Annotated in this window: 17 protein-coding genes; 10 read left to right on the plus strand and 7 right to left on the minus strand. The window is 57.4% G+C overall.

The genetic code is table 11. From position 1 onward, the window contains the following. Positions 1-77: 77 nt before the first annotated feature. The 5 genes from Q0915_RS22810 to Q0915_RS22830 are packed head-to-tail and all read left to right on the plus strand — an operon-like array spanning position 78 to position 4,546. Entirely contained in the window at positions 78-944 is an 867-nt protein-coding gene (locus tag Q0915_RS22810) for a dihydrodipicolinate synthase family protein (RefSeq protein WP_299479355.1), read from the plus strand. Then, entirely contained in the window at positions 941-1,594 is a 654-nt protein-coding gene (locus Q0915_RS22815) for a GntR family transcriptional regulator (protein ID WP_299479358.1), read from the plus strand. Before Q0915_RS22810 ends, Q0915_RS22815 begins: the two co-directional genes overlap by 4 nt. 44 nt (positions 1,595-1,638) lie before the next feature. Next, complete coding sequence (gene dctP, locus Q0915_RS22820; protein WP_299479361.1) at positions 1,639-2,634, plus strand: TRAP transporter substrate-binding protein DctP; 996 nt, start codon at positions 1,639-1,641, stop codon at positions 2,632-2,634. A gap of 56 nt (positions 2,635-2,690) precedes the next feature. Further along, entirely contained in the window at positions 2,691-3,254 is a 564-nt protein-coding gene (locus tag Q0915_RS22825) for a TRAP transporter small permease subunit (protein ID WP_299479364.1), read from the plus strand. Next, on the plus strand, positions 3,251-4,546 hold the full coding sequence (locus Q0915_RS22830) for a TRAP transporter large permease (protein ID WP_299479367.1): 1,296 nt from the start codon (positions 3,251-3,253) through the stop codon (positions 4,544-4,546). The genes Q0915_RS22825 and Q0915_RS22830 overlap by 4 nt, the downstream gene beginning before the upstream one ends. A gap of 192 nt (positions 4,547-4,738) precedes the next feature. Here Q0915_RS22830 and Q0915_RS22835 read toward each other — a convergent pair whose 3' ends face one another. Together Q0915_RS22835 and Q0915_RS22840 are read right to left on the minus strand one after the other, a co-directional pair. After that, positions 4,739-5,707 carry a murein L,D-transpeptidase catalytic domain-containing protein gene (locus Q0915_RS22835; protein WP_299479370.1) on the minus strand — a complete coding sequence of 323 codons (969 nt, stop codon included), beginning with the start codon at positions 5,705-5,707 and terminating at the stop codon, positions 4,739-4,741. 397 nt (positions 5,708-6,104) lie between these two features. Next, positions 6,105-7,715, minus strand: a complete 1,611-nt coding sequence (locus tag Q0915_RS22840; protein ID WP_299479373.1) for an FAD-dependent oxidoreductase — start codon at positions 7,713-7,715, stop codon at positions 6,105-6,107. Positions 7,716-8,047: 332 nt separating this feature from the next. Here Q0915_RS22840 and Q0915_RS22845 point away from each other — a divergent pair, with 332 nt between their 5' ends. From Q0915_RS22845 to Q0915_RS22855, 3 genes are all read left to right on the plus strand, one after another. Beyond that, a complete protein-coding gene (locus tag Q0915_RS22845) occupies positions 8,048-8,959 on the plus strand; it encodes a LysR family transcriptional regulator (RefSeq protein ID WP_299479376.1) in 912 nt (303 codons plus the stop codon). Positions 8,960-9,097: 138 nt separating this feature from the next. Continuing rightward, a complete protein-coding gene (locus Q0915_RS22850) occupies positions 9,098-10,294 on the plus strand; it encodes an efflux RND transporter periplasmic adaptor subunit (protein ID WP_299479379.1) in 1,197 nt (398 codons plus the stop codon). 32 nt (positions 10,295-10,326) lie between these two features. Further along, positions 10,327-13,491, plus strand: a complete 3,165-nt coding sequence (locus tag Q0915_RS22855; RefSeq protein WP_299479382.1) for a multidrug efflux RND transporter permease subunit — start codon at positions 10,327-10,329, stop codon at positions 13,489-13,491. Positions 13,492-13,843: 352 nt separating this feature from the next. On the opposite strand, the gene Q0915_RS22860 is transcribed toward Q0915_RS22855, so the two are convergent. Next, positions 13,844-15,253 carry a UDP-glucose/GDP-mannose dehydrogenase family protein gene (locus tag Q0915_RS22860; protein WP_299479385.1) on the minus strand — a complete coding sequence of 470 codons (1,410 nt, stop codon included), beginning with the start codon at positions 15,251-15,253 and terminating at the stop codon, positions 13,844-13,846. 462 nt (positions 15,254-15,715) lie between these two features. Between Q0915_RS22860 and Q0915_RS22865 the strand changes: the two genes are divergently transcribed. Together Q0915_RS22865 and Q0915_RS22870 are read left to right on the plus strand one after the other, a co-directional pair. Then, positions 15,716-16,558, plus strand: a complete 843-nt coding sequence (locus Q0915_RS22865; protein ID WP_299479388.1) for a hypothetical protein — start codon at positions 15,716-15,718, stop codon at positions 16,556-16,558. Between the two features lies 1 nt (position 16,559). Further along, on the plus strand, positions 16,560-17,138 hold the full coding sequence (locus tag Q0915_RS22870; RefSeq protein ID WP_299479391.1) for an NUDIX hydrolase: 579 nt from the start codon (positions 16,560-16,562) through the stop codon (positions 17,136-17,138). A 30-nt stretch (positions 17,139-17,168) separates the two neighbouring features. Here the strand turns inward: Q0915_RS22870 and Q0915_RS22875 are convergent, their stop codons facing one another. The 4 genes from Q0915_RS22875 to Q0915_RS22890 all read right to left on the minus strand — a co-directional run bounded on the left by Q0915_RS22875 (position 17,169) and on the right by Q0915_RS22890 (position 25,728). Further along, entirely contained in the window at positions 17,169-18,641 is a 1,473-nt protein-coding gene (locus Q0915_RS22875) for a sigma-54 dependent transcriptional regulator (protein WP_299479394.1), read from the minus strand. A 31-nt stretch (positions 18,642-18,672) separates the two neighbouring features. Continuing rightward, on the minus strand, positions 18,673-22,173 hold the full coding sequence (locus Q0915_RS22880) for a PAS domain S-box protein (protein WP_299479397.1): 3,501 nt from the start codon (positions 22,171-22,173) through the stop codon (positions 18,673-18,675). A gap of 68 nt (positions 22,174-22,241) precedes the next feature. Beyond that, on the minus strand, positions 22,242-24,206 hold the full coding sequence (locus Q0915_RS22885) for a hypothetical protein (RefSeq protein WP_299479400.1): 1,965 nt from the start codon (positions 24,204-24,206) through the stop codon (positions 22,242-22,244). 13 nt (positions 24,207-24,219) lie between these two features. Next, positions 24,220-25,728, minus strand: coding sequence for an MBOAT family O-acyltransferase (locus Q0915_RS22890; RefSeq protein ID WP_299479403.1), 1,509 nt, complete (start codon positions 25,726-25,728; stop codon positions 24,220-24,222). Positions 25,729-25,731: the final 3 nt, after the last annotated feature.

The following is a 25,731-nucleotide window of genomic DNA, read 5'->3' on the forward strand; positions in this document are numbered from 1 at the left end:
AAATTTATAGGTAACATGTTAGTCTATACATAATTAAAATGTCATGTATCATAGGAGAATTCACGTTAGGGAAACTGATGGCACAATTCGGCATTCTGACAGCTTTGCTGACTCCATTCACGTCTGACGGTTCGATCGACGGGGACCGGCTTGCCGCTCATGCCGTTTCGGTCATCGACCGGGGCGTGTCCGGCGTGACCTTGTTCGGCACGACAGGCGAAGGCGCTTCGATTGCCGCCAGCGAGCGGCGAGCCGGCATCAGCGCCCTCGTCGAGACCGGCGTCTCCGGCTGCCGCATTGTGTTGGGGGTTTATGGTGCGGCAACTGCGGATGTTGCTGCTCAAATCGATGAAGGGCTCCGTGCGGGCGTCACCCGTTTTCTGGTGCCTCCGCCCTACTATTTCAGCGGTGCTGAGGAAGATGGCGTCTTTCAATGGTTTGCCGAACTTCTTGCCTTGAGCGATCCAAAAGCCGGGATCATTCTCTACAATATTCCGCAGGTCACTGGCGTCGGCGTTTCGCCGTCCCTCACCTGGCGTCTCAAGGAAACCCATCCTGATCGGATCATCGCCATCAAAGACAGTTCCGGGGACTGGGCAAACGCGGAAAAACTGTTAGCCGGAAAGTCCGTGCCGGTTTTGGTTGGTGACGAGCGCTTGTTGCACAAGGCGGTTGCCATGGGTTGTGTCGGGTCAATAACGGGCGTCGCCAATCTCTATCCGGAAAGGCTTTGCAACGTCATCGCCACGGCCAGCGAAGACACGATGCTTTCGCAAACAGTCGAGCGTATCGTTGCCCTGCCGATCATCCCGACACTGAAAGTTCTGCTGGCCGACGCATTGGATGATCCGGTCTGGGAAAACACGCGGGCGCCCTTGACCCGGCTAACGGCGGAACAGAAATCCAAAATCCTGGCAGTGGCCGGAAGGGGCTTGGCCGCATGAGCAGGTCCGAACGCCGCCTCCGCGATGACGCTTATTCCAGTTTCACCGAAAAGCTCCTGTCGCGTGACATTCAACCCGGGCAGATCGTGTCCCAACGCGAACTGGTCGAATTGACGGGCATGCCCCTGGGCGCAATACGCGAAATGATCCCCCGGCTTGAGGCCGATGGTCTGATCCGCACTGTGCCCAAACGGGGTCTTCAGGTTCTCAATATCGATCTTGAACTGATCCGCAATGCTTTCCAGTTGCGCAGGATCATCGAAAGCGAGGCTTTCGCGGTTTTCTGTAAAAATGCGCCCGATGCCGAGATCGCGCGCATCGCAAGCGAACACCGCAAGACATTGAGGGAAGCCAAGCGCGGTGTGACGCCGGAGCTGCTGTCGCGCGCTCAGCACATGGACTGGGCCTTCCATGATTTTGTGATCGATTTTCTGGGCAACCGGATCATCTCCGACATTCACCGCGTGAACGCGATCAAGATACGCCTGATCAGAAACTCCGACACCCGCATGCTGCCGGAATTGGTGGGCTCGGTGATGAGCGAGCACCTGGTGATCATCAACGCGCTTGAAAATCGCGACGTGGAGAAAACGGTTGAAGCTGTTCATGCACATGTGGACAGCGCAAAACGCCGGGCCCTTGGGGTTTGACGAAGAATGCGGGAAACACCGCAAATGACTGAGGAGGAAGTAAAATGAAATCGTCTATTATTCTTAATGGCTTAGCTGCATTGACGGCTTTGGCGATTACGGCGTCCGCAGTGGCTGACGACAAGGTTACGTTGCGCATGTCGACACCGGCATCGGAAACGGACCAGCGTTCCGTGGCCCTTGCCGAAGTGTTTGCACCGGAAGTCGCGGAGTTCGCGACATACGAGCCTCACTACAACGCGTCGCTGATCAAACAGAATTCGGAGCTGGAAGCCATCGCTTCAGGCGATCTGGAGATGTCGATCGCGTCCGCCCAGGAACTTGCACAATACTTCCCCGAGTTCTCGATTTTCGCGACCGGTTATGTGCACCAGGACGCCGACCATCAGGTGCGTGTCTTCAACGATCCGCTGATGGATCCGTTCAAGCAGAAGGTGGAGGACGAGCTGGGCATCAAGCTGCTTGCCGTCATGTATCTGGGCCGCCGCCACGTCAATCTGCGACAAAGCAAGGATGAGCTGACGGTCATGACGCCGGCTGATCTGGCAGGCGTGAACCTGCGCATGCCGGGCACCGATGCCTGGCAGTTCCTGGGCAAGGCTTTGGGTGCAAATCCGACTCCCATGGCCTTCACAGAGGTTTATACCGCCTTGCAAACCGGTTCCGTCGATGGACAGGACAACCCGCTGCCGACAGTGGTGGATGCCAAGTTTTTCGAGGTCACCAACCAGATTGCACTGACATCGCATCTTGTGGACCTGAACTATGTGGCCTTCTCAAAGGCGGTCTGGGATAGTCTCACCCCCGAACAGCAGGCGAAAGTCCAGGCTGCAGCAGAGGCTGCCGCCGAAAGCGGCCGCAATGCCCAACTCCAGAAAGAAGCCGAACTCGTGTCGTTTCTGGAGGAAAAAGGCCTGTCTATTTACGAGCCGGACCTAAAGGCCTTCCGCGACCACGTTCAGTCGCAATACGTCGGTTCGGAGTTCGCGGCCTCCTGGCCTGACGGTGTGCTGGAAAAAATCAACGCACTCGGCAATTAACCCCGGTGGGGCAAGGATGGGAATTCCGTCCTTGCCCAAATCGGCGAACGGCAAACATGAAACACATTACAGCAGGTCTGAAACATACGGCCCAGGCCGTCGCGGCTGCCATGATGGCGGTCATGTTCCTGACCTTCGTCCTTCAGATTTTCATCCGTTACTCGGCGCGCCTGGACTGGCTGCCCGATTATCTTCCCTTTCTTGAACCGACCCGGTTTGGCTGGACCCTGGAGCTCTGCCTGGTCTTGTGGCTTTGGCTGGTTTTCTGGGGCAATGCCTTTGTGGTTCGCGAGAGCGACCATGTCCGTTTCGATATCCTCTACAGCCGGGTGAGCCCGCAGACGCGGCGCCTCTTTGTGATTGTCTTCGGTTTGTGCATTGCCATTGGCCTTGCCGTTTCGATCGAGCCCACCTGGGCCAAGTTTTACATCTTGAGGCTCAAGAAGACCGCGACGCTGTCCTCCCTGTTCGGCGACTGGATCAGGATGCGCGACCTTTATGTGGTCTACATGCTGTTTCTTGGCGCTGTTTCGGCACGTTACTTCTGGATTGTTTGGCAAGCCTTCCGCCATGGCGTACCGGAACCCTCCGACCCCGATGGCGAGAGGCAGAGCGAATGAGTTTTCAGTTTCTGCTGTGCCTCGCGACGCTGTTTCTGCTGGCGGGCATCGGTGCACCAATCGCCTATGCCATTCTGGTGTCCTCACTTGTCTATCTGTTTGCTGCCGGACAGGACATTGGTCTTGCCGGGAAAGTGCTCATGGACGGGCTTTATTCCAGCTTTGTCTTACTGGCTGTTCCCTTGTTCATCGTCGCCGCAAACATCATGAATGCAGGGACGATCAGCGATCGGCTTCTGCAGTTTTGCATCGCCCTTGTCGGCCGCTTCCGCGGCGGGCTTGGCCACGTCAACATTGTTGCGTCTCTTATCTTTTCCGGAATGTCGGGATCCGCCGTGGCCGACGCGGCGGGGATCGGCAAGATCATTATCGAGATGATGACCAAAAGCGGTCACTACACGCGGGGCTATGCAGCCGCGATTACCGCTGCTTCTGCCACCATTGGGCCCATCATTCCCCCCTCGATCCCAATGGTGCTCTATGCGCTCGTCTCCAACACCTCGATCGGCTATCTGTTTCTTGGAGGAATTGTTCCGGGCCTGTTGATGGGCGCCGTCCTGATGGGGCTCAACGTCTGGCTCTCGCATCGCAGAAACTTCGCGCTGGAACCGGCGGTGCCCCTTGTCGAGCTGCCGCGGCTGACAGTCAATGCCTTTCCGGCCCTCCTGATGCCCGCGATCCTGCTCTACGGCATTTATGGCGGGGTCACGACCCCGACCGAAGCGGCTGCCGTTGCCGCCTTCTATGCGCTTCTCCTCGCAGGGCTTTTCTATCGAGCCCTGTCGCTGCGAAAGCTCTACGAGATCCTGGTGGAGAGCGCGCGTTCATCCGCGGCGGTGGGCATCGTGATCGGCGGCGCACTGATCCTGAATTATGTCGTCGCTTCGGAAAACATTCCGACACTCCTGGCGGCGCAGCTGGTGGGTTTGGACATTCACCCGCTGTTGTTCCTGGTCATGGTCAACATCCTGCTTCTGCTTCTGGGATGCGTCCTGGATGCAACAACGATCATCCTTGTGATCATTCCGCTATTCATACCGACATGCCGTGAGCTCGGCATTGACCTGGTTCACTTCGGCGTGGTGGCGGTCGTCAACTGCATGATCGGATTGATCACCCCGCCTTATGGGATCCTTTTGTTCGTCATCAACGCGGTGACCCGTATTCCACTCAACGAAATTATCCGGGAGATCTGGCCGTTCCTGGCAGTTTTGCTGGCAGCGCTTTCCGCCCTGATCCTGTTTCCGGGGCTTGTACTATGGCTGCCTCGAGCATTTGGGTATGCGGGCTGATCCGGGTTGATCTTGAAATTCCCGGCCGGGTCAACCTGCTGAAGCTGACTCGCCCGGACCAGAGGTCATTTTTACTGGCTTCGCGTCTGCTCTATTGCGCGAGCCACTGTTGGTGTCTTTGAGCATCGACGTAACGGCACTTCTTATTAGACTGGGCGGGTTCGTCGAAGGGTCTGCAGTGTTCGAGAAACTCTATTTGCAGATCGGGAGCACGAGCGGCTTTTGTTTCGGCAGGGAACGCCGCCATTCGTTGATGATCGGCTGCAGTTGTCTTTTCGGCCAGAATTTCGGAGTACCAATCGACTTCAGACAAGCAGCGTTCCAGTAAAGCCCGGCAGTCGACAGCGACTTTCCGGTCCTGACCGCATTCGCAACCGCGTTGATGTCGCGTCCTTCGGGATAGATGTAAAGCGATGTCGGCTTGCCTTTCACCAGCGAAAGGATGTCTCGCGAAACTGACGGCGACCATGTGGTACATCCATTGCTGCGCCCGCCGGTGTAATTCACCAGCTTGCCGTAAGGAACAAAACCATCCTTGTCCGCGTGCGGACTTTTGGGATTTTTGAAGCGGCACTGCCACTTGAGATAAACCGCCTGATGGCCGCCAATTGCCCGCTCTCTGGCGTTCGACGTCTCGCCTTCGCCATTGAAAAGCAGGAATGTGCGTTGAAAAGGTGTCCGTTTGCCAGCGCGGCGATAATACCCTTTGAAGGACGTTCTGGTTTCAGCCGTTACATAGGTTCCGCCCGCGGTCAGTTTCGATCCTTCCGCGTTGCTGAAATTCCTGGCGCATTGGCGTCCATTCGAGAAGTTCGCGCGCCGCAGTTTTCGCCCGTTGCCATAGCCCGATGAAACCGCCCGGAACATTTTTCTCTGTTCGCAGATGACGTAGAACCTGCGCCCCGGTTTACCGCTGCGAGACGTGCTCGGGCGCGTCGCATCCATGGCAAGATAACAAGGATTTCTGACCTTGCCCTGACGCCGCTTTCGTTCGTAGAGCGCCCTTGCCCTTTGAAGAACGACAGGGGCGATTTGTCCGTCCTTGGTTCCGACATGTTTTTGCAGCCAAGCAGGAATCTTGGTGCTTTGTTGCGCCTCAGCTGCCGGCGCTGCAAAACCAAGCGCGATCGCAATCGCCAGGTGCGTCCAAACTCTGGGCAACGGTCTGTTCTCCTCCGGACCACGTCCTGTTCACACCGGCCTCAAAGGTATGACTATTTCGGCGCCAGCTGCATGCAAGCAGCGCCAAGTTCATAAACCCAGCTCAAAGCCGGCGGACCAAGTTCAAGACCACAATGCTCCCGGGTAGTATAGCACCGAAAAAGTTCGCCAGTCTTCGATCAAGAAGAACAGTTTTAAGGCCCGGGTGCAACAAGGGCCGCTACTGTGACAACAATCGGAAAAGGAGCGGCGCCGGAACTGCCAGTTCCAGAATTCCAGCCGACGAACTGTTCCCAGAAAGCGGCAGTCTCCGGATTTCAAAAACTGTCTCGCTCGTGCCCCGAAAAGCCTTGCACAAGGCCTTCACCTCACCGCACTCGGCTCGCCGAAAGACGCCCTATCCCTGAAGATGATCCCAGACCTGCGAGATTACCACAGAGCCCTCGCCCACAGCTGAAGCGACCCGCTTGACTGACCCGGCACGGACATCGCCGACAGCAAACAGCCCTGCGCAGGTGGTCGCGAACGGAGACGTCCTGTCGGCATCGTTGCCGGTCAAGACGAAGCCCCTTGGATCCAACTCGCAGGATTTGCTCAGCCAGGCGGTGTTTGGCGCCGCGCCAACCATGACGAATGCCGCCGGACAGTCCAGATGCCAGTCCAAGCCGTCACGATCAATGATGACCCGCGCCAAAGCGTCGCCGCCCTCGAGCGCCCGGATGTGCGACTTGTAGTGAATGGTGATGGACTGATCTGCTTCCAGTCGCGACAGCAGATAATCCGACATTGAAGCAGCGAGGCTTCCGCCTCTTACCAGAACATGCACATGACGGGCGGTGCGTGACAGGTACATCGCTGCCTGCCCCGCGGAATTGCCGCCACCGACGACGACGACATCCGCACCACGGCAATACCGTGCCTCCATGTCCGTGGCAGCATAGTAGACGCCAGCCCCTTCAAAATCGGCAAGCCGCTCCAAAGGCAGGCGGCGGTATTGAACGCCCGTGGCAACGACAACCGCTCTGGCGCAAATCTCTTTGTTGTTATCCAGCGTGACGCAAAAAACTCCGTCTTCGCGATGCTCCAGGCGGACTGCTCGCCGTGGTCTCAGAAATCGTGTCCCGAACTTCATCGCCTGGATTTCTCCACGCCACACAAGATCAGCGCCCGAGATCCCCGTTGGAAAACCCATGTAGTTTTCAATGCGGCTGGAGGTTCCCGCCTGACCGCCGACCGCAAGGTCTTCAACCAATACGGCAGACAGGCCCTCGGCCCCCGCATAGACGGCTGCTGAGACACCGGCCGGGCCGCCCCCGACGATCAGGACATCGACTGTCTCGTTGCATTCGAAATTTTGTGCCAGGCCCAACAGGTTGGCGACTTTTGCAGGTGTCGGCTCGTCGACGACACGGTTGCTGCCAAACACGACTGCAGGTTTGCGGCCACTCAGCCTGCAGCTCTGCCTGATTTCCTCAGCGTCCTCAGAGCCCAGATCGATCAGTTGAAAAGGGATCTTGTTCCGTGCTGCAAACTCTGCAATCCGCCTGACGTTGCGATCCTGGTCGACGCCAATCAATTTCAGCGAGGAATCGTTTTCTTCTATTTGGCGCCGCCTGCGCGCGGCAAACACGGAAATCACGATATCGGACATTTCCGGAATGCGCGCCATTGCATCGAGCATCTTTTCCCGTGGAACCGCGATTGCCACGGTCTCCTCCCTGGCGCGCAGCGGCAGCGTGAAGGCGCCCCTGTTCAAAAATGCGATCTCGCCGAGGAACTGCGTCGGACCAAGCGAGGCAGGCAGATAGGCTTCCCGCGTGTCAGGGTCGATAACTTCGACGCGGCCTTCCAGGATGTAGTAAAAAACATCCATCGGATCACCGATCTCCGCGATGATCTCGCCCTTTTCGAAGCGCCTGACATCGCCAATTGCTTTCAGTTCCCCAACGTGGCTTTCATGCAAAGGCGTTCTCGTCATTTCCCGCAAGTTGGCAGCGAAACTCTCCATTGCGAAAATCCTCGTCGTCGTTCAGGGCCGGATTGAAACTGGCATACGCTCTTTCGAATTGAACCCGGACCTCTCCACCCGGGTTGCTTTATTGTTGTGGTGCGCTGCGGCCATTTGGGAAGATGCAAAAAGAGCGATCATTAGCTCCGGTCGCAAAGACCGGCCGCGCTTGCGCCGGTTTCGATCGTTGATTTACTGGCAATGTCTTTGAAAACCGGCTCTGCGCCCAGGCCGAATTGGAGCCTGCGTCCGGCTTCAAAAACCGGCCCGTTGCAACGAGCAGGGTCTTCTCTAAAGTCATTGCCACGTAGCCAAATCCACCAAGGGCCCCGATGAACAATCTCAACGAACTGCGTGTCTTTATCCAGGTCGCACAAACAGAGAACTTTGCCGGTGCAGCGAGAGTGCTCGGCATGACAACGTCAGCGGTGTCGAAGGCTGTCCAGCGGCTTGAGACGGAAATCGGCGCCAAGCTCTTCTCAAGGACAACAAGATCGGTCTCGCTAACTGTCGAAGGCACACGTTTTCTCGACGGTGCACGGCGCTTGTTGAGCGATGCCGATGCGCTCAAGGAAGAGTTTGCCGACAGCATTTCGCAACCGAGGGGCAAGCTGGTGATCTCCGCGCCTGCGGTGTTCGGCCGGGTCTGGCTGACCGAGCGTGTGCTTGCCTTCATGTGCCGCTATGAGGAAGTCGACGTCGAACTCAAGTTCGAGGATCGGCAGGTCGATCTCGGCACAGAGGGCATCGACATCGCCATCCGCATTGGTGCACTTGGCGACAGCGCCAACCTGATGGCGCGAAAACTGTTCGACGATCGCGCCTATTCCTGTGTTTCACCTGCCTATATCGAGCGCCACGGCAAACCGGAAACGCTCGATGACCTTGAGCACCATCGTGGCATCCACTACCGGGTTCAAAACACCGGGCTTCTGTTTCCATTCCTCTTTGAAGAGAAAGGCGAGATCGTGCGCCGAACCTTGAATCCGGTCCTGATAGGAAACAGTGTCGACGCCTTGCGCCAGGCGGCAGAAAAGGGAATCGGCATTGCCCAACTGCCAAGCTTCCTTGCTCATGAAGCCTTCGAGGCAGGACGCCTTGTCGAGGTCTTGGAGGACAAGAGACTGAATAATTTCCCTTATTCCATCATTTACCTGAACCGGCAGCTTGTTTCGCCACGTGTGCGGGCATTCGTAGATTTTCTGGTCGCGGATCCGCCCAGCTTTGTTCAGGCGGTTTCTTAGTACGCGAACCACCCTTGCGTTGATTGCGTCCTGTCAGGAAACACTGAGCGTCCTGCTGTCCCGCTAATCTGGAAGCCGGTCAATTCCCATTTCCTTCTCCATGCGTGGGGCATCGCCCCGCAACGAAAGGAGATCGGAATGCCAAAGTCCAGCAAACTCTTTGCAGGTGTCGCCTTGGCCGTCTTTTACGGCGCCGGTGCCTGGTACGCCGGAGAGCGCATCAGCGACATGCAATTCGTCGCGTCCGTCGAAGCGTCAGCTCCGGCGCAAGAAGCCCCGCTTCCGGTCGTGGATGTGGTGGCGGCAAAGGTGCGTTCCATCACGGAATGGGATGAATTCACCGGCCGGTTTGAGGCGGTCGACGAAGTCTCGATCAGGGCGCGTGTGTCGGGTTATCTCGATGAAGTTCACTTCGCACCGGGCGATGTCGTAGAAAAGGGTGAGCTCCTGTTCACGATTGACGCACGCCCTTTCGAGACGGCACTCGCCGAAGCCGAAGCCCGGCTGAGCGAAGCCAGGGCTGCCTCCAGCCTTGCCACGAAGGAACTGGAACGCGCTGAGCGGCTCATTGAAAACGGTCACACGAGCCAGTCGGTTCTCGATGAAAGGGTTCACGAGGCAGAAATCGCGTCTGCAAGCATTGCAGCAGCCGAAGCCGCTGTCTCGCGAGCAAATCTCGATCTCGAGTTCACGAAGATCCATGCCCCGGTCACCGGACGGATTTCGGACGATTTCGTCAGCCCGGGTAACCTGATCGCCGCAGGTACCGCATCCGATGCACTGACGACAATTGTCTCCCTCGATCCGATCCATTTTGTATTCGACGCCAGTGAACAGCAGTATCTTGAATATATGCGTGCTTCCGCGTCGTCGGGGCTCAGGGAAATCGCCGGAAAGACGCCGGTTGACGTGCGTCTCATCGACGAAGGCGACTTCGCCCATGCCGGCACCATCGACTTCATCGACAATCGTATCGACCGTTCGACCGGAACCATTCGCGGCCGTGCTGTTTTTGAAAACACGGACGGTATTCTGACACCCGGCATGTTCGGCCGTTTACGCCTTGCAACGGCTGAGGACGCAAGCCGGGTTCTGATCCCGGAGCGTGCCATCGGTTCCGACCAAACCGAGAAGTTCGTCTGGGTCGTTGATGACACGGGATCAGTGTCGCGCAAGAGCGTCACGCTCGGCGACCGATACGCAGACGAGCGTGTCGTTGAAGGACTTTCGGAAGGTGAACAGGTGGTCGTCACCGGTCTGCACATGGTTGGACCGGGCGCACAAGTGACCGCCCGTTTGATTGACGCGCCGACGGTTCGGCTGGCGAAGCGCTAGACGCGCTTCGCATCCAAGGTGAGGACAAGGTGATGAAACTTCCGCAATTTTTCATAGACAGACCTATTTTCGCCGTCGTGCTTTCGGCGTTTATCACGATCGTAGGCGCGCTCAGCTACTTCACGCTGCCGATTGCGCAATATCCGGAGGTGGCGCCGCCCACCGTCCAGGTTCGGGCCCAGTATCCTGGCGCTTCAGCTGAAACGATCTCGCAGACGGTGGCGACACCGCTCGAACAACAGATCAATGGTGTCGAAGGCATGCTGTATCTGTCTTCGCAGGCAACTGGCGACGGCAACCTGACAGTCACCGTGACATTTGAACTCGGTACCGATCTCGATGCGGCTCAGGTCCTGGTGCAAAACCGGGTCGCCATTGCCGAACCGCGCCTGCCGGAAGAAGTCCAGCGGCTTGGCGTGATTACCCAGAAGGCATCGCCGGATCTGCTGTTGGTCGTGCACATGTTCTCACCGGACGGGTCCAAGGACGATCTTTACATCACCAATGCCGCTCAGCGCGTGCGCGATGAACTGACACGTCTTGGCGGCGTTGGCGACATCACCATCTTTGGGGCGCGCGACTACGCCATGCGGATCTGGCTCGATCCGGAGCGCATCGCAGCGCTTGAGATGACACCGGGCGAGGTTCTCTCGGCCCTTCGCAGCCAGAACGCGCAGATTGCGTCCGGACTGTTAAACCAGCAGCCCACCCCGACCACCTCTGCCTTCGAGCTTTCCGTTCAAACGGCAGGCCGCCTGGCATCGCCTGAGGAGTTCGAAAGGGTCATCGTCAAGCGGGGCGATGACGGGCGTATTGTTCGGTTGAGCGATGTCGGCCGCGTCGAACTTGGTGCTGCCGACTACACGACCCGCGCCTATCTTGACCGCAATCCTGCCGTCGCGATGGTCGTGAACCAACGCCCGGGAACGAATGCGCTTGCGACCGCTGAAGAGGTTCTGAGCACGGTTGAACGGCTGAGCCAGGATTTCCCTGAAGGTCTGGCCTACGACGTCATCTACAACCCGACCGAATTCATTCAGGCTTCGATTGATGCGGTCGTTGCCACAATGATCGAGGCGGTGCTGCTGGTCGTCGCCGTGGTCCTGCTTTTCCTCGGCACATGGCGTGCTGCCGTAACGCCTATCCTCGCGATCCCGGTCTCCCTGGTCGGCACGTTCGCGGTGATGTCCGCGCTCGGATACTCGATCAACAACCTGTCTCTGTTCGGACTTGTTCTGGCCGTCGGCATCGTCGTCGATGATGCGATCATCGTTGTGGAAGGCATCGAAAAGCACATTCGCGATGGCCTGAAGCCGCGCGAAGCGGCCCGCAAGACCATGACAGAGGTATCCGGTGCTCTGATCGCAACGTCTCTGGTGCTGGCGGCGGTCTTCATCCCGACCGCGGCAGTTGCCGGTATCTCGGGAGAATTCTATCGCCAGTTTGCCGTGACGATTACCGTTGCGACCGCGATTTCGCTGTTCGTCTCCCTAACCCTGTCGCCAGCCCTGGCGAGCCTTCTGCTCAGGCCGCATGGCACTCAGAAACCGGGTCTTCTGATGAGACCGGTGGTCTGGGCACTGGCGAAGTTTGACAGTGGGTTTGACCGTCTTTCTTCCGGTTACGCAACGACGACCAAGCGGCTGGTTCGCGCACCGCTGATCATGCTGAGCCTCTTTGGCGGACTGTTGCTCCTGACAGACCACCAGTTCTCCAAAGTTCCGTCCGGTTTCATTCCCGAGCAGGATCAGGGCTATTACATCACCGTCGTTCAGCTGCCCCCAGGTGCTTCGCTCGACCGTACAGACGCTGTTGTCCGCAATGCTGTCGATGAACTGCTGGACATCGAAGGTGTCGAACATGCCGCGGTGTTTGCAGGTTTCAATGGAGCCACGTTCACGACGGAGTCGAACACAGGCGTGATCTTCTTCACCACCACGCCGTTCACTGAACGCGAAGAGAAAGGCATTGTGGCCGAAGAGGTTCTGTCTGAAGCGCGCCAGCGTATGGCGGCTCTCAATGAGGCTGCGATCTTCGTCATCACGCCTCCGCCTGTGCGCGGCATCGGCACCGGGGGCGGTTTCAAGATGATGCTGCAGGACACGGGCGACGTTGGTCCGGCCGCGCTGGAACAGGCCGCAAGAGCGCTTTCGGCCGAAGCCAATGCCGATCCGGGCCTTGTTGCGGTGTTCTCGCTCTATTCAACCGGCACGCCGCGCGTCTGGGCCGAGATCGACCGCGAGCGGGCCGAGATGCTGAACGTACCCGTGGCTGCCGTCAACGAAGCGCTGGAGGTCTATCTCGGTTCGGCCTACGTCAACGACTTCAACCTGTTCGGCCGCACGTACCGCGTGATCGCGCAGGCTGACGCTTCGTTCCGTGAAACCGCCGAGGACGTTGCCCGGCTTCGGACACGCTCCGATGATGGTGCAATGGTCCCCCTCGGTGCCGTCGCGACGTTCGAAAACACCACAGGCCCCTTGCGTCAGCCGCGTTACAACCTTTATCCGGCGGCGGCGGTCCAGGGTCAGACAATGCCTGGTGTGTCTTCGGCCGAAGCCCTGGACAAGATGGAAGCCATTGCCGAACGGGTGCTTCCGGCAGGCGTCTCCTTTGAATGGACGGAACTGAGTTTTCAGGAAAAGAACACTGACGACACGGCACTTCTGGTGTTTGGTTTTGCGGTCCTGTTCGTCTTTCTGGTGCTTGCCGCCCAGTATGAGAGCCTGGCCTTGCCGCTGGCTGTCATCCTGATCGTGCCGATGGTGCTCCTGTCCGCGATCACCGGCGTCTGGCTCGCCGGCCTGGACAACAACATCCTGGTCCAGATCGGGTTTGTCGTTCTCGTCGCCCTTGCCTCCAAAAACGCAATCCTGATCGTGGAGTTCGCAAGGCAGGCGGAGACGGAAGGTCTGGACCGTTGGGATGCGGCGGTGCGCGCCGCGCGGACCCGGCTGCGGCCCATCGTGATGACCTCGCTCGCGTTCATCCTCGGGGTCGTTCCGCTGATGCTGGCGACGGGTGCGGGTGCAGAAATGCGGCAGGCACTTGGAACTTCGGTCTTCTCCGGAATGCTCGGCGTGACGCTCTTCGGCCTGCTGTTCACACCGGTGTTCTATGTCGTGGTTCGCGCAGTGGAAGACCGGATTGCGGGTATGCGGAGCGCAACCTCTGAAGCCGACACACAAGAAGCATAGATCTACGGCGCCTGACATCCTCACCTAAGGCGTCCTGGAAGAGCGCGGTCCAATGGCTGCGCTCTTCATTCTTTTGGCCGCAGATTTCCGTCCTGTCTTTTACAGCGCTGCAAATCTCACAAGTCTTCCCTCCGATCGGTGAACAACATTTCAGCGTGGTCACCCGGGCGCATAGCTGGCGCTACCTGGTCAATTCCGGCGCTTCCGTCAAAGCGCTCTCTCGGACTGAAAAGAAGAAAACCCACGCCTGGAAGAGACCTTGGCGTGAGTTCACGGCATAACGCCATTTGAGATGTCCGCTCCCTCCCATAGGTACGATGGGGCAGAGAGGGAGCGGACGGGAGTGTGGGTCCTACCAGCCGATGCCAGTGTAGCGGGGCGAGATGGGGGCTTTTGCCGAAATGCGGACAAGATCCACGATCACCGACTCCTCCCGTTTGGACCTGAGCACACTCCGAAGCTCCGGCAGTTTTTGTGTGACGACAATGACATCGGCCTCGCGAATGGCCTCGTCAGGCGTTTCCTTCATGAACTGACCCAGGCCATCCACCACCTTTTTTAGGTGTGGCGCTGCGTGCTGCATGTATTCGAACTGTTTTGAAATATGCGGACCGGGTTGAATGGCCGGGTCGTAGGCAATCACTTCTGTGCCGTCCTCCTGAAGTTCAGCGATCAGTTCCAGAGCCGGGCTCTCGCGCAGGTCATCCGTACCGGGCTTGAAGGCAACGCCGAGAACGGCGACTTTTTTCGCATCGGTCTTGCGCACAAGATCCACTGCCTGTTCGATCTGCTTCTGATTGGACGGTGTCAGTGCGTCGATCATCGGCGTCGCAACGCCCAGCCTTTCCGCCAGATGCGTGACGGCACGCACTTCCTTCGGCAGGCAGGACCCGCCAAAGGCAAACCCGGGCTTCAGGTAATAAGGCGAGAGATTGAGCTTCGTATCCTGGACGAAGATGTCCATCACCGCGTGGCTGTCGATGCCCATCGGCTTACACAAGCGTCCGACTTCATTGGCGAAACAGACTTTGGCCGCGTGCCAGACGTTATCGACATATTTCACCAGTTCCGCGACTTCAACGCTCGTGACGATCGGGTTTTCGTCCACCGGGGCATAGATTTCCGCAAGCACGTCGGCGGTCGTCTGATCGGTCACACCGATGACCGTCTTTGGCGGCGCGTGGAAATCGGCAATCGCGGTGCCTTCACGCAGGAATTCCGGATTGAAGCAGATCCCGAAATCCTTGCCGGCGATCTTGTTCGAATAACGTTCAAGGACGGGTTGCATGATGTCGAGCGTTGTTCCCGGGGGGACAGAACAACGCAGAACGACAATGTGAAACCCGTCCTTGTTGGCCAGGGCTTCGCCGATGCCACGTGCAACGGCTTCAATCGCCCTGGTATCGCATCCGCCGTCTTCGCTGGTCGGCGTACCAACAGAAACAAAGGTCACGTCGGTTTCCAGAACGGCGCGCTCTAGATTGGTTGTTGCGTGAAGAAGGTCTTCCGACACGCCCTTGGTCAGAAGCTCACCAAGGCGGTCTTCATGAATGGGGCTCTGTCCCCAGGCGATGGATTCGACCTTGTCCCGGTCAATATCCGTTCCAACAACGCGGTGACCAAGATCGCTCAGGCACGCAAGCGACACGGCACCGACATAGCCCAGGCCAACAACACTGATTGCTTTCTTCTGTTCGGCAAGCTTCAGGTCAACGCCGTCGATTTTGCGGGCTGTGTCGATGTGGCTGACGATCATGTTCATATCTGTGTACTCCCAGTAGGATCATTCTGGGTTTCACAGGAACAAGACGCGTGCCAGATGCATCTGGAATCAAAAAATCTATAATTTTCAATAAGTTACGGTTTTTCCAAAAACCAACCCCCTGGAAGACTTTTCGAAATTGAAAATGGAAATTTCCGTTTTTCGGGTTTTCAATTGCAATTCGGCAAACAGTCATATGTCGCTGCTCGAGGGGACTGGAGCTTCGAGCGCGTGCGGTGGACTAATAATAAAGCCTCACAGATGTGCCGCGCGCATTTCGACATCCTTCCCGAATTCAGAATTCCCACTTTCCATTTCGCAAAGATCCTCAGCCTCCTAGGTCCAGAGCTCATCTTGCAGGAAACTTAAGGCTCTGAATTATAATCTTTTTTTTGCTCCAAGAAAAACTGGCAGGTGACTTGCTGTGGTTTGGGAAAGCCAATTCAGCGAGGAGTCCAAAAAATGTATTCCAACGAGCAGTTCAATTCAGTCGGCCAGGTCACAGAACTTGTCAGAGACAGGTCGAAGTCATCGCGGAAAGATGTTTTCATTTTCGACCTGAGTGCGCTTTTCGACCCGCATCGAACCGAAATGAGCCAGGCGTTCGCCGACTATCTGGTTGAATTCGCCAACCACCGTCCGTGCTATCTGCTGGCCAACCTGAACTATGCTGAAGTCTCATATTTCGTTCCGTCGCGCGTTCGCCGCGCGTTCGAAGGCATTTTTGCCTCGGCAGGAACGGAAATGTGGAGCCAGAACGATTTGCTCATTCGTCATGAGCACACATTTTCCGACGACCTTTACGAACATATCGCAAAACTTGTCCTGCAAAGCGCCTATCCGGAAAAAAAGGCACCGTTGATTGACTGTGGTCCTGCAACGCTTCGTGTGTGTCTTGCGGGGACACGGGTGAGCCGGACGGCAAAGCAAGCTTACCTTTCATGGGAACGCGAACGTGGGGAAATCGACAGGATTGTCGAGATGATCCGACGCGGTTTTCCGGACTACACAGTCTGTAAGGATACCGACGTCAGTGTGCTGATCATGCCGCGCTCCTTCTCCACGGCACGGGTTCAGGATCACATCCTGCAGCGGCACAAATCGGCCCGACTGGTTACCTATCTGACGCCTGATGCGTCGAACGGTTTTGCAAAGCCGATGTGCGACGCGTTTCTTGACACCAGCATCGTGGCGAGCGTTGCCGGCGCAAGCGACGTCAGTCAGCTGCTCAGCTATGAAATGCGCCGGACCCCGGTGCAACCAGCTTTGGGTGCGGTCCAATTGCGGCTTGTGCGGGAGGCGTAACATGGTGGCTGCTCCAAAAGGCGAGGATGAGCAGGTTTGCTGGTCTGTAATCAAAAGCGATACCGTCTATGACACCGGTCAGCATTTGCGGATCGTTCGCCAGACCGTCGGCCTTCCGCAAGGGCGAATTGTCGATGACTATTATCGGATCGATTTGCCGTCCTTCACTGCAGTCTACGCATTGACGGAAAAAGACGAAGTTCTCCTGCTGCGCCAGTACAAACACGGGGTCGGGAAAGTTTGCCTGACCTTGCCCGGCGGCCAGATCGAGACCGGCGAAGACCCGGAGTTTTCCGCAAGAAGGGAGCTGCTGGAGGAAACCGGCTATGGAGGCGGCCGCTGGACGACCGGCCCCGCGCTCGTGGTGCATGGCAATCAGCGTATTGCCCGGGCGCATATTTTCCTTGCGCGCCATGTTTTCCAGCTTTCACAAGCCAACTCGGGAGATCTGGAGGAAGCCTGCGTCGTTTCAATGCGCCACGAAGACGTTCGCCGGTCGATCCTGGCTGGAGACCTGCCCGTGGCATCTCATATGGCAGCCTTCGGTGTCGCGGAAGCGTTGTTCGCCGCAAGCCTCTGAATCTGCGGTTGCGAAAATGCGCCTGCCGGTTCAGGCGGTTTCCGCCGCAACCTCTTCCGCGTCTTCGGACTGTCCGTCCTGCTCCGCCCAGATTTCCTTTTTCCTGTAAAGGGTCGAGGGGCTGACCTCAAGGACGCGCGCGGTCTTGGGCAAGCTGCCACCGCAGGCGTCGATTGTTGCCTCGATGATTTTCCGCTCAAGGGTGTCGAACGACTGTCCGAGCGGCAGTGTCAGCGCGGGCCAGTTCCCAGAACCAACCGGTGCGGCCGCGCTCGCAGCGTTTCGTACATCCGGGTCTAACCGGGCAACCGGAGCCCCTTCGCTTCTCGGTGTTGCCGGCACACGCCCCTGAAGCGTGGTCAGCATATCCGATCCGACGATGGGTCCTTCATTCAGCACGACGAGATTGCGGATGGTGTTTTGCATCTCGCGTACATTTCCAGGCCAGGAATGCGCCAGCAACGCTTCTTCCGCCTCGACTGAAAACTCCTCGAAATCCTTTCCCTCTTCGCCTGAAAACTGACCGAGGAAGTGTCTTGCCAGTTCAAGAACGTCGGTGCCGCGAGCGCGAAGCGGCGGCAGGCCGATCGGAAGCACATGAAGACGATAGTAGAGATCCTCGCGGAACCTTCCTGCTTCCACTTCTTCCAGAGGATCCCTGTTGGTCGCGCAGACGATACGAACATCCACCTTCTTGAGTGAATCGCTGCCGACCTTCTGGACAGTTCCACTTTGCAGGAACCGAAGCAGCTTGGCCTGGAGGTTCAGCTCCAGCTCGCAGATTTCGTCCAGAAAAAGTGTCCCGCCGTCCGCACGGGCTGCTGCACCGTCCCTGTCAGAGGTCGCCCCTGTAAAGGCCCCTTTGATATGGCCGAAAATTTCAGATTCGATCAGATCCTTCGGAATGGCTGCGCAATTGAGCGGCACAAACGGTTTTTTGGCGCGCGGGCTCGAACGATGGATCGCTTCGGCGCAGACCTCCTTGCCGGTACCACTTTCTCCGGTAATGAACACAGACGCATTGGAGCGGGCAACGCTCTCAATCATCTTGTAAACGGCGGTCATTGGCAGCGAAGAACCGACAAAACCGTGCTGGATCTTGCCCTGCGCCGGTTTGACGACCTCTTCAACGACCTCAGTCAGCGTTTCACGCTCAAGCGCGTTGCGCGTCGTCGTGACAAGCCTCTCTTCGGCAACCGGCTTGACTATGAAGTCATAGGCGCCGGCCTGCATTGCATCGACCGCTGTTTTGATCGACCCGGAACTGGTGACGACGACAACTGTGACAGGAAGTCTTTCCTCGCGAATGGATGCCAGAACATCCATGCCGCTCATATCAGGAAGCTGCAAGTCCAGCAGGACCACGCTGATCCCACCCTTGCGCAGCCGGCTCAGTGCGTCCGCACCGGTTTCCACGTGAAGTGAATCCAGTCCTGCTCGGGAAAGCTGGTGACCATAGACTGTCGCAAGGGGCAATGCGTCTTCAACAATCAGAACCTTCAACGTGTGTTCCTTCCGCGTATTGGATCAGTCGCTAGTCTTCCAACTGTACCTTTACACCTAATTCGTCAGCCAATTCTTTAACTTCGGTTAGGGTCTGCTCGCAAACCCGTGAAAGCTCGTCAGACTTGCCCATGGCCGCGGTCATCTTGTCGTCCCGAACCAGTGTGTTGACCGTGGTTGCGATCGTTGCCAGCTCGATGGCACCAAATGTACCGGCAACACTCTTCAGGGCGTGTGTTGCACGCTCCAGCTGGTTCGGATCGCCCGCTTCAACGGCCTCTAGGGCCGCACGGCGCCGTTTGACGGTGTCATCCATAAACTGTTGAAGCAGTTTTTGTTTCAGCTCGTCTGGCATGGTGTGAAGGATTTCCCGCGCCGCCGCGAGAGTTTCGCCTTCCGCTGCCGCCTTTTCCACATCCGGGATGGTGGCCTGACGGTGGACGTTTTTGGCAATGCAGGCAAGAAGGTCTTCTTTTTCGACCGGTTTAGCGAGAAAATCCGTCATTCCGGATTCCAGGAAACGTTCCTTGTCACCGCGCAGCGAATAGGCGGTCAGGGCGACAATCGGCGTCTCGAGATTTCTTTGTCCGCGCCGGATGCGCTGCGTTGCTTCGATCCCGTCCATCTCCGGCATCGAAATATCCATCAAGATGCAGTCATAGTCGCGTTTCGAGGCCGCCTGAACAGCCTCCTTGCCGTTGTTTGCGATATCGATATCGCAGCCTGCACTTTGCAGCGCATGGCTGACAACAATCTGGTTGGTCGCATTGTCTTCGGCGAGCAGGACAATAAGGTTTTCCGGTAGCTCCGCCGAAATGTCGTCCCGCTCGTCCTCAGGAAGAAGCGACTGCTCCTCCGACAGTTTTATGGGCACGACAAATACAAAAGTGCTGCCAACGTCTTCCTCGCTCTCAACCAGCACCTCGCCGCCCATCAAGTGCGCAATCTGCTTGCAGATAGCCAGCCCGAGACCGGTCCCGCCCTGCTTTTTGGTGTAACTGGTATCGATCGTGACAAAGTCGCCAAAGAGCGCTTCGTGCTTGTCCTCCGGGATACCGATGCCTGAGTCCTTGACGGAAAACCGGAAGGTCGGTTCGAGCGGATCCTCCTTTTCGATATCGACCGAAATCTCGACAAAACCGATCTCAGTGAATTTGACCGCATTCGATACCAGGTTGAGGATCACCTGCCTCAGTCTGCCCGCATCGCCGATCACGTTTTGCGGCAGACTGGAGGGATACTTCATCAGGAGCTGAAGCCCCTGGTCCTGGGCAATCGGCATGAACAGGTCGACAACGCTCTTCACCAATGATTTCAGCCGGAATGGCGCCGGATCAAGTTCCATGCGACCTGCTTCAAGCTTCGAAAAGTCCAGGATGTCGTTGATCAGCTCAAGCAGGGAGCGTCCGGATTCGCGTGCGGTCTTGACGTAGTCCGCCTGCGCCGGGTTCAGCTCGGTGTCCCGCAGCAGGCTGAGAATTCCCAGAACACCATTCATGGGCGTTCTGATCTCGTGGCTCATCATCGCCAGGAATTTCGCTTTCGCCTCGTTGGCAGCTTCCGCCTTTTCCTTGGCGTCTCTCAACGCAGCATCTGCCGCCTTGCGTTCGGTGATGTCGCGCACATAACCAAGGAACAGCGGCCCCTCCGCCCCCTTGGTGTGCCGGATGGCCAGTTCGACGATGATCTCGTGACCGTCCTTGTGCTGACCTTCGATCTCGATCCTCTTGCCAAGGACCGGCCCCTCACCTGTCTTGAGGAAATTGGCGAGCCCGTCGTCGTGCGCCTGACGGTACTTGTCCGGGATAATGAAATCGGACATTTTTTCGCCGATGATTTCGCTGGCGTTCCAACCGAAGACATCGACTGCAGCCGGGCTGAAATCAAGCACGATGCCGTCCCCATTCATCACGATCACACCGTCGAACGAGGCATCGACAACGTTACGCAGAAGGTCCTCGTTCCGGCGCAGCTCCGCCTCACGGTTCTTGAGTTCCGTGATGTCGACGCGGAAACCGACAAGGCCGCCTTCGCTGGTGCGCGTTTCAATCACGCGCAGCCAGCGCCCGTCATCGAGATGCTGCTCCATCGGCGCACCAGGATTTTGGTGATGCTCCATGCGCAGCGCGACCCAATCTTCCAGAATGCCCTCAGGCACCTGATACTGGCCGCGCATCGCGCCGTTACGAATGATGTCTTCGAACTTGACGCCCGGCTGAATGAGGTCAGCGCTTGAGCTGTAGAACTCTTTGTATTTGCTGTTGCACAGAACCAGCCGGTCATCGGCGTCATAAAGGACAAATCCGTCCGGCAGCGACTCAATGGCATCGACCAGGCGGGTTTCAGCCTGCTTCACTTTCGCGGCGGCGGCTTTTTCGTCCGTAAGATCCCTGAAAATCGCCGTATAGGACGCAGATCCGTCAACGACGACCTCCGACAGGGACATCTCCACGGGGTATTCCTCCCCGTTCAGCCTTACGCCGACCACTTCAAGCCGTTTTCCAGCTGTTTCAATCGCGTTCGTGGTTCCGGGAAAACACTCAAACGGCAGGTTCTCGTTTCCGGTTTCAGTCAGAAAATCAGATATGAGACGTCCGACCAGATCCTCTGCGCGTTCGGCACCGAACATCATCTGCGCCGTCCTGGTGGCGCTCAGAATTTCACCTTTGGGAGAGATGGTCAGAACACCGTCAAGCATCGTGTCGAGGATCGCGCTGACCTGCGCCTCTCCCGCCTCGGCGCGCGTCGTCGCCTTCACCAACGCATCGTTCTTTTCGCGCTCAGCCTCTGCCAGGCCTGCAAGTCGCGTCATCGCGCGCTGCCGCTGCAGGGAAAGAACGAATGTAAGCGCCAGTGCGGCCGCGAATGCGACCGCAAGCATGAAGATCAGATTGTTGATCGAGGTGAAGCCTGTGCCGTAAAGGGCGCTGGCCGGAATGACGACCTCCTGTATTCCCCTGATGTCGCCCACTTCCCAGACCGTCTTGGGCGACTCAGGATGCGTGTTGTGGCAAGCGACGCAGCTTTCCTCCATGCGAACGGCCGTCGCACTTCGAAAGAAAGTTCCTTCCTCCCGGTGTTCAAGGCGCTGATAAGGCGTCTCCGGCGTTTTTTCGATTGCTACCAGCGCTTCCTGTTCGAATTCGTCCAGTTCCCTTTCCTTGCGCCATGGCCATGGATGGTTCGACAACATCCGGATTGCGCTGCTGGCGCCCTGCGCTTTCAACTCGTCCTCGAGCGCAAGTGTCATGGAGACCGGTGCCGGGATGGTCAGCTCCTTGCCGTGGTAGTCGTGGCTTACAGACACGTCCTGTGACGAATAGAGCTTGTCGATCACTTCGCGGGAATAGAATGACCGTGCGGCCGTCAGCAGCTCCGACTGTGCCCGCGCCGCAGCGGCCAGGTCAGCGGTTCGTGCCTTTTGTCCGAAGTCAACGGCAAGTACATAGGCGGCGATGGCCGAAGCCGAAATAAAGACCAGGACCAGCCAGAACGTGGCATCGTAGGTGAGTTCCCGGATCCACTTGCGCATTTTTCTGTCCCCTCGGTTCCGCTGCCCAGACCCGTGTCCCTTGCGTAAGTCGTCAGAGTGATGCTTGCTCATGGGTTATGAATTTTCGATTGATTGTTACGCACTTCCCGGTTTCGTTCACGTCTATCAACCGAGTTTGTCTCAGAAACTTTGAAAAACGGATTGTCGGAAAGAAACGACTGCCAACTCGAATATTCGCGCCGAACTTCCTTCAGGCAGGTTTTTGTGCATGTCAAAATTTCGAGCGAGAGATGGAAATCTGCCGACGGATCGAACAGCCTTGCATAGGCATAGAGAGTGTCCGCTGAATACCGGCCCGGTACGGGCGCGCCGTAAACCCGCGTGAATTCCTTGCTCGCAAAGTGGCTCCACCCTCCGGCCGGAAACCAGCGATGTCCTTTCGGGCCGTCTCCGTTGAGATCCCTTGAAGTTTCGTCGCCGAAGGAGAGAAGATAATCGAGGCGCTTGCGAACGAGTTCTGTTGTTTCCGCTGAACCTCCAGCCGTGAAATCGCTCAGCGACAGGAGTGTAATCCCGGCGTGACCGGTATCTTCAAACCTCTGATCTTCAATCTGCGCCGGAGCCACACCCTTTTCGGAATAGTAAGCGCGCGGCCAATATCGCCAGAGACCGCCATTGTCATCGGTCTGCCACTCGTTCAGAAACGTTCGGACGATGTGCTGAGCGCGTGTTCTCTGGCCGGCATCCGGCAGTTCCGCCAACAGTGCAGCGAACGCAATTTGCCAGTTCCACGGGGCATAGTTGCCGGCGAACCGGAAATCGACGTCGCTGCCGATCCTGTAGATCCCGGCTTGCTCGTCGAAATCCTCCTCAAAGCCAAGCGCGAGACATTTGTTGGAAGCCTCGATGTCCTGCGAGACTGAAATCGGGCAGAACTTTCCAAGCTTCCTGCACGAACTGGCAAGGGAATTGCCTATCATCGCCTGATTGATCATCAGAGAAAGCCGTTCATCCGGATTTTGCCCGTAAATTGTCGAACTCCAACCGCATGCGGGAGTGGATGGTCCGGCTCGCCCGTGCTTTCCGTCTTGTGCGGCCAGGGTCAATCGCATGGACTTGAGAGCAAGGGCCGCAAACAGTTCCGATCCGGTTTCTTCAAAAAGTGTCGCGAGTGACCGCAGCCGGTAGCTCTGGTTCCAGCTTTGGGAACCTTCTGCATCCGATGCACAAGCGCGTACCTCGCCTGGCTGGGACAGCAGTAGCCCCGTCACGGCGTAGTAAAACTGAAGCGCAGCCGGTGTTCCTGAGACAACGGCGACGGTTTGACCGTTCGCTGGAACAGCTGCTTTTGGAACAGCGGCGAACTCCGCAGCCGGAGAAACCAGGACCGGGCTGCCGATATCGCCGGTCTCCAGATTGATCCTGTAAACGCCGTTTTGCCGCCCTTTGCCGCAGTCCAATTGTGCCCACAGGACATTACCTGCAATCCGCAGCCGGCCCGGTTGGCAATTTCCGAAATCGACCAGCGTCCTTGATCGCGCTTCTATCCGGCCGTCCTGATGTCTTGGATAGAGATTGAGGTGCCAGGAATGACCGCTCTGGCTTTCCAAAATCAATACCGCGTCTTCGGTGAACTTCAGCAGTTTCGGCGAACTGCCGCGCTTCCACTGGTGGACGATCCGTCCGTCTTGCAGCAATTCCGTTTGTTTTTGTCCGGTTTTCCAGGTGCGCAGCAGCACCATCGAACCGTCCCTGGCGAGCCTAACAGCACCGAGCCTGGCAGGTCCGGCAGCTTCTGCGACCCAGTTCTGCCTGGCCCCGTTGATCGTTACATCGGGGACATCGTCACCGGCTTTCCTTCGGACAATCAACTGGAACGGTCCTGAGTTCGATACCGTTTCGAGACACTGTCCGGACACCTTCTTGCGAGTCACGACACCTGATTTCAGGTCAACGCTCACATCCTGTGCGGGAAGGATCAGATGACCGGGTTCAAAGGCGGGTTCCGCTGCCACGGAGCAAGACGCAACCGTGACAGCGAAAAGAGCAAGCGCAATTAAACGACACTTCATTTCGGCGCGCTTTCTAAAAGTTGAAGTAGATGAACTCTGTCATCTCGGCCAGGCGGTAAGTCTGAATGAGAGCAACCGCAAAGAGCACCGAAACAGCTGCAGCCCAACCGGCACTCGGTTTCCAGCGCACAGGCAGAAACCCATCCGATTTTCTTTGGGCCACGAACTTCCTGAGACCGAGGATCGGATTGTAGTTCTCCGTGAACTCGATGGAGTTCGGCAACAGGAAGACGATGGCTGCAAGGCAGATCATCGCTGCCCAGACCGGCGCTGTGCCGGTGACCATGGTGCCCCACAGCTTGGGTTCATAGACCGTCGAGAAACCTGTCATGCCAGCCAGGATGTTGTTGGCACCGTCGAAGCTCTCCGCACGGAAATAGACCCAGGCCACCACGACCGCCAGCAGCGTAATGCCACGGCTCAGAACGTTGCCAACGGACTTCGGCAGAAGTGACGGGATGTAACCGGCGCTCACCAGGGCGGACCAGCCATGGTTGATCGCGAGGTAGGCGCCGTGAAGGCCGCCCCAGAACACGAAGGTCCAGCTGGCGCCGTGCCACAGGCCGCCGAGCAGCATCGTAATCATCAGGTTGCCGTAGCGCCGCACAGGGCCACTCCGATTGCCACCAAGCGGGATATAGAGGTAGTCCCGCAGGAAATGCGACAGCGTGATGTGCCAGCGGCGCCAGAAGTCGGAGATGCTGGTTGCCTTGTAGGGTGAATTGAAATTCACGGGCAGACGAATTCCGAACATGCGCGCAAGACCGAGAGCCATGTCACAGTAACCGGAAAAGTCGAAATAGAGCTGGAACGTATAGGCAAGTGCACCGATCCAGGCCGCTTCGAACGGCACGCCGGACGTGGTTTCCGCCAGGTTGAAAACGGAGTTCGCGTAAGGCGCAATACCGTCCGCCAGCACGATCTTCTTGAAAAGGCCGATGGCAAACAGGGTGCTGCCGACGGCAAGGTTGAGGACCAGCTTGTTCTTGAAAACCGGCAGCTTCAACTGCGGAATGGTTTCCTTCTGCATCACGATCGGCCCGGCGATCAGCTGCGGAAAGAAAACAACAAACAGCATGTAGCGCGGGAAATCGCATTCGGTGACGTCACCCCTGTAGGTGTCGACCAGAAACGAGATCTGCTGGAACGTGAAGAAGGAAATTGCCAGCGGCAGCACAAGATGTAGAAGCGGGATATCCGCACCGGCAATCAGGTTCGCATTGCCGATGAAGAAGTCGGCATATTTGAAAACCGCGATCAGTCCGAGATTGAAGACAATGCCGCAGATCAGGATGAACCTGTCCCTGACGTCGCGCAGGACCCGGTGGAAGCCATAGTTGATGACGACAGAACCGAGCAGCAAAGGCAGATAGATCGGGGTCCACCAGCCATAGAAGGCGAGCGACGCAAGAATGAGCCACCAGATGATGCCGTTTTCCCAGCCGTAGTGGCGCAGGATCAGGTAACCCAGCAAAACCGGGGGCATGAACAGGTAGATGAATTCCAGTGAACTGAAGACCATGAC

It is taken from the genome of uncultured Roseibium sp. (assembly GCF_947494555.1).
Lineage (GTDB): Bacteria > Pseudomonadota > Alphaproteobacteria > Rhizobiales > Stappiaceae > Roseibium.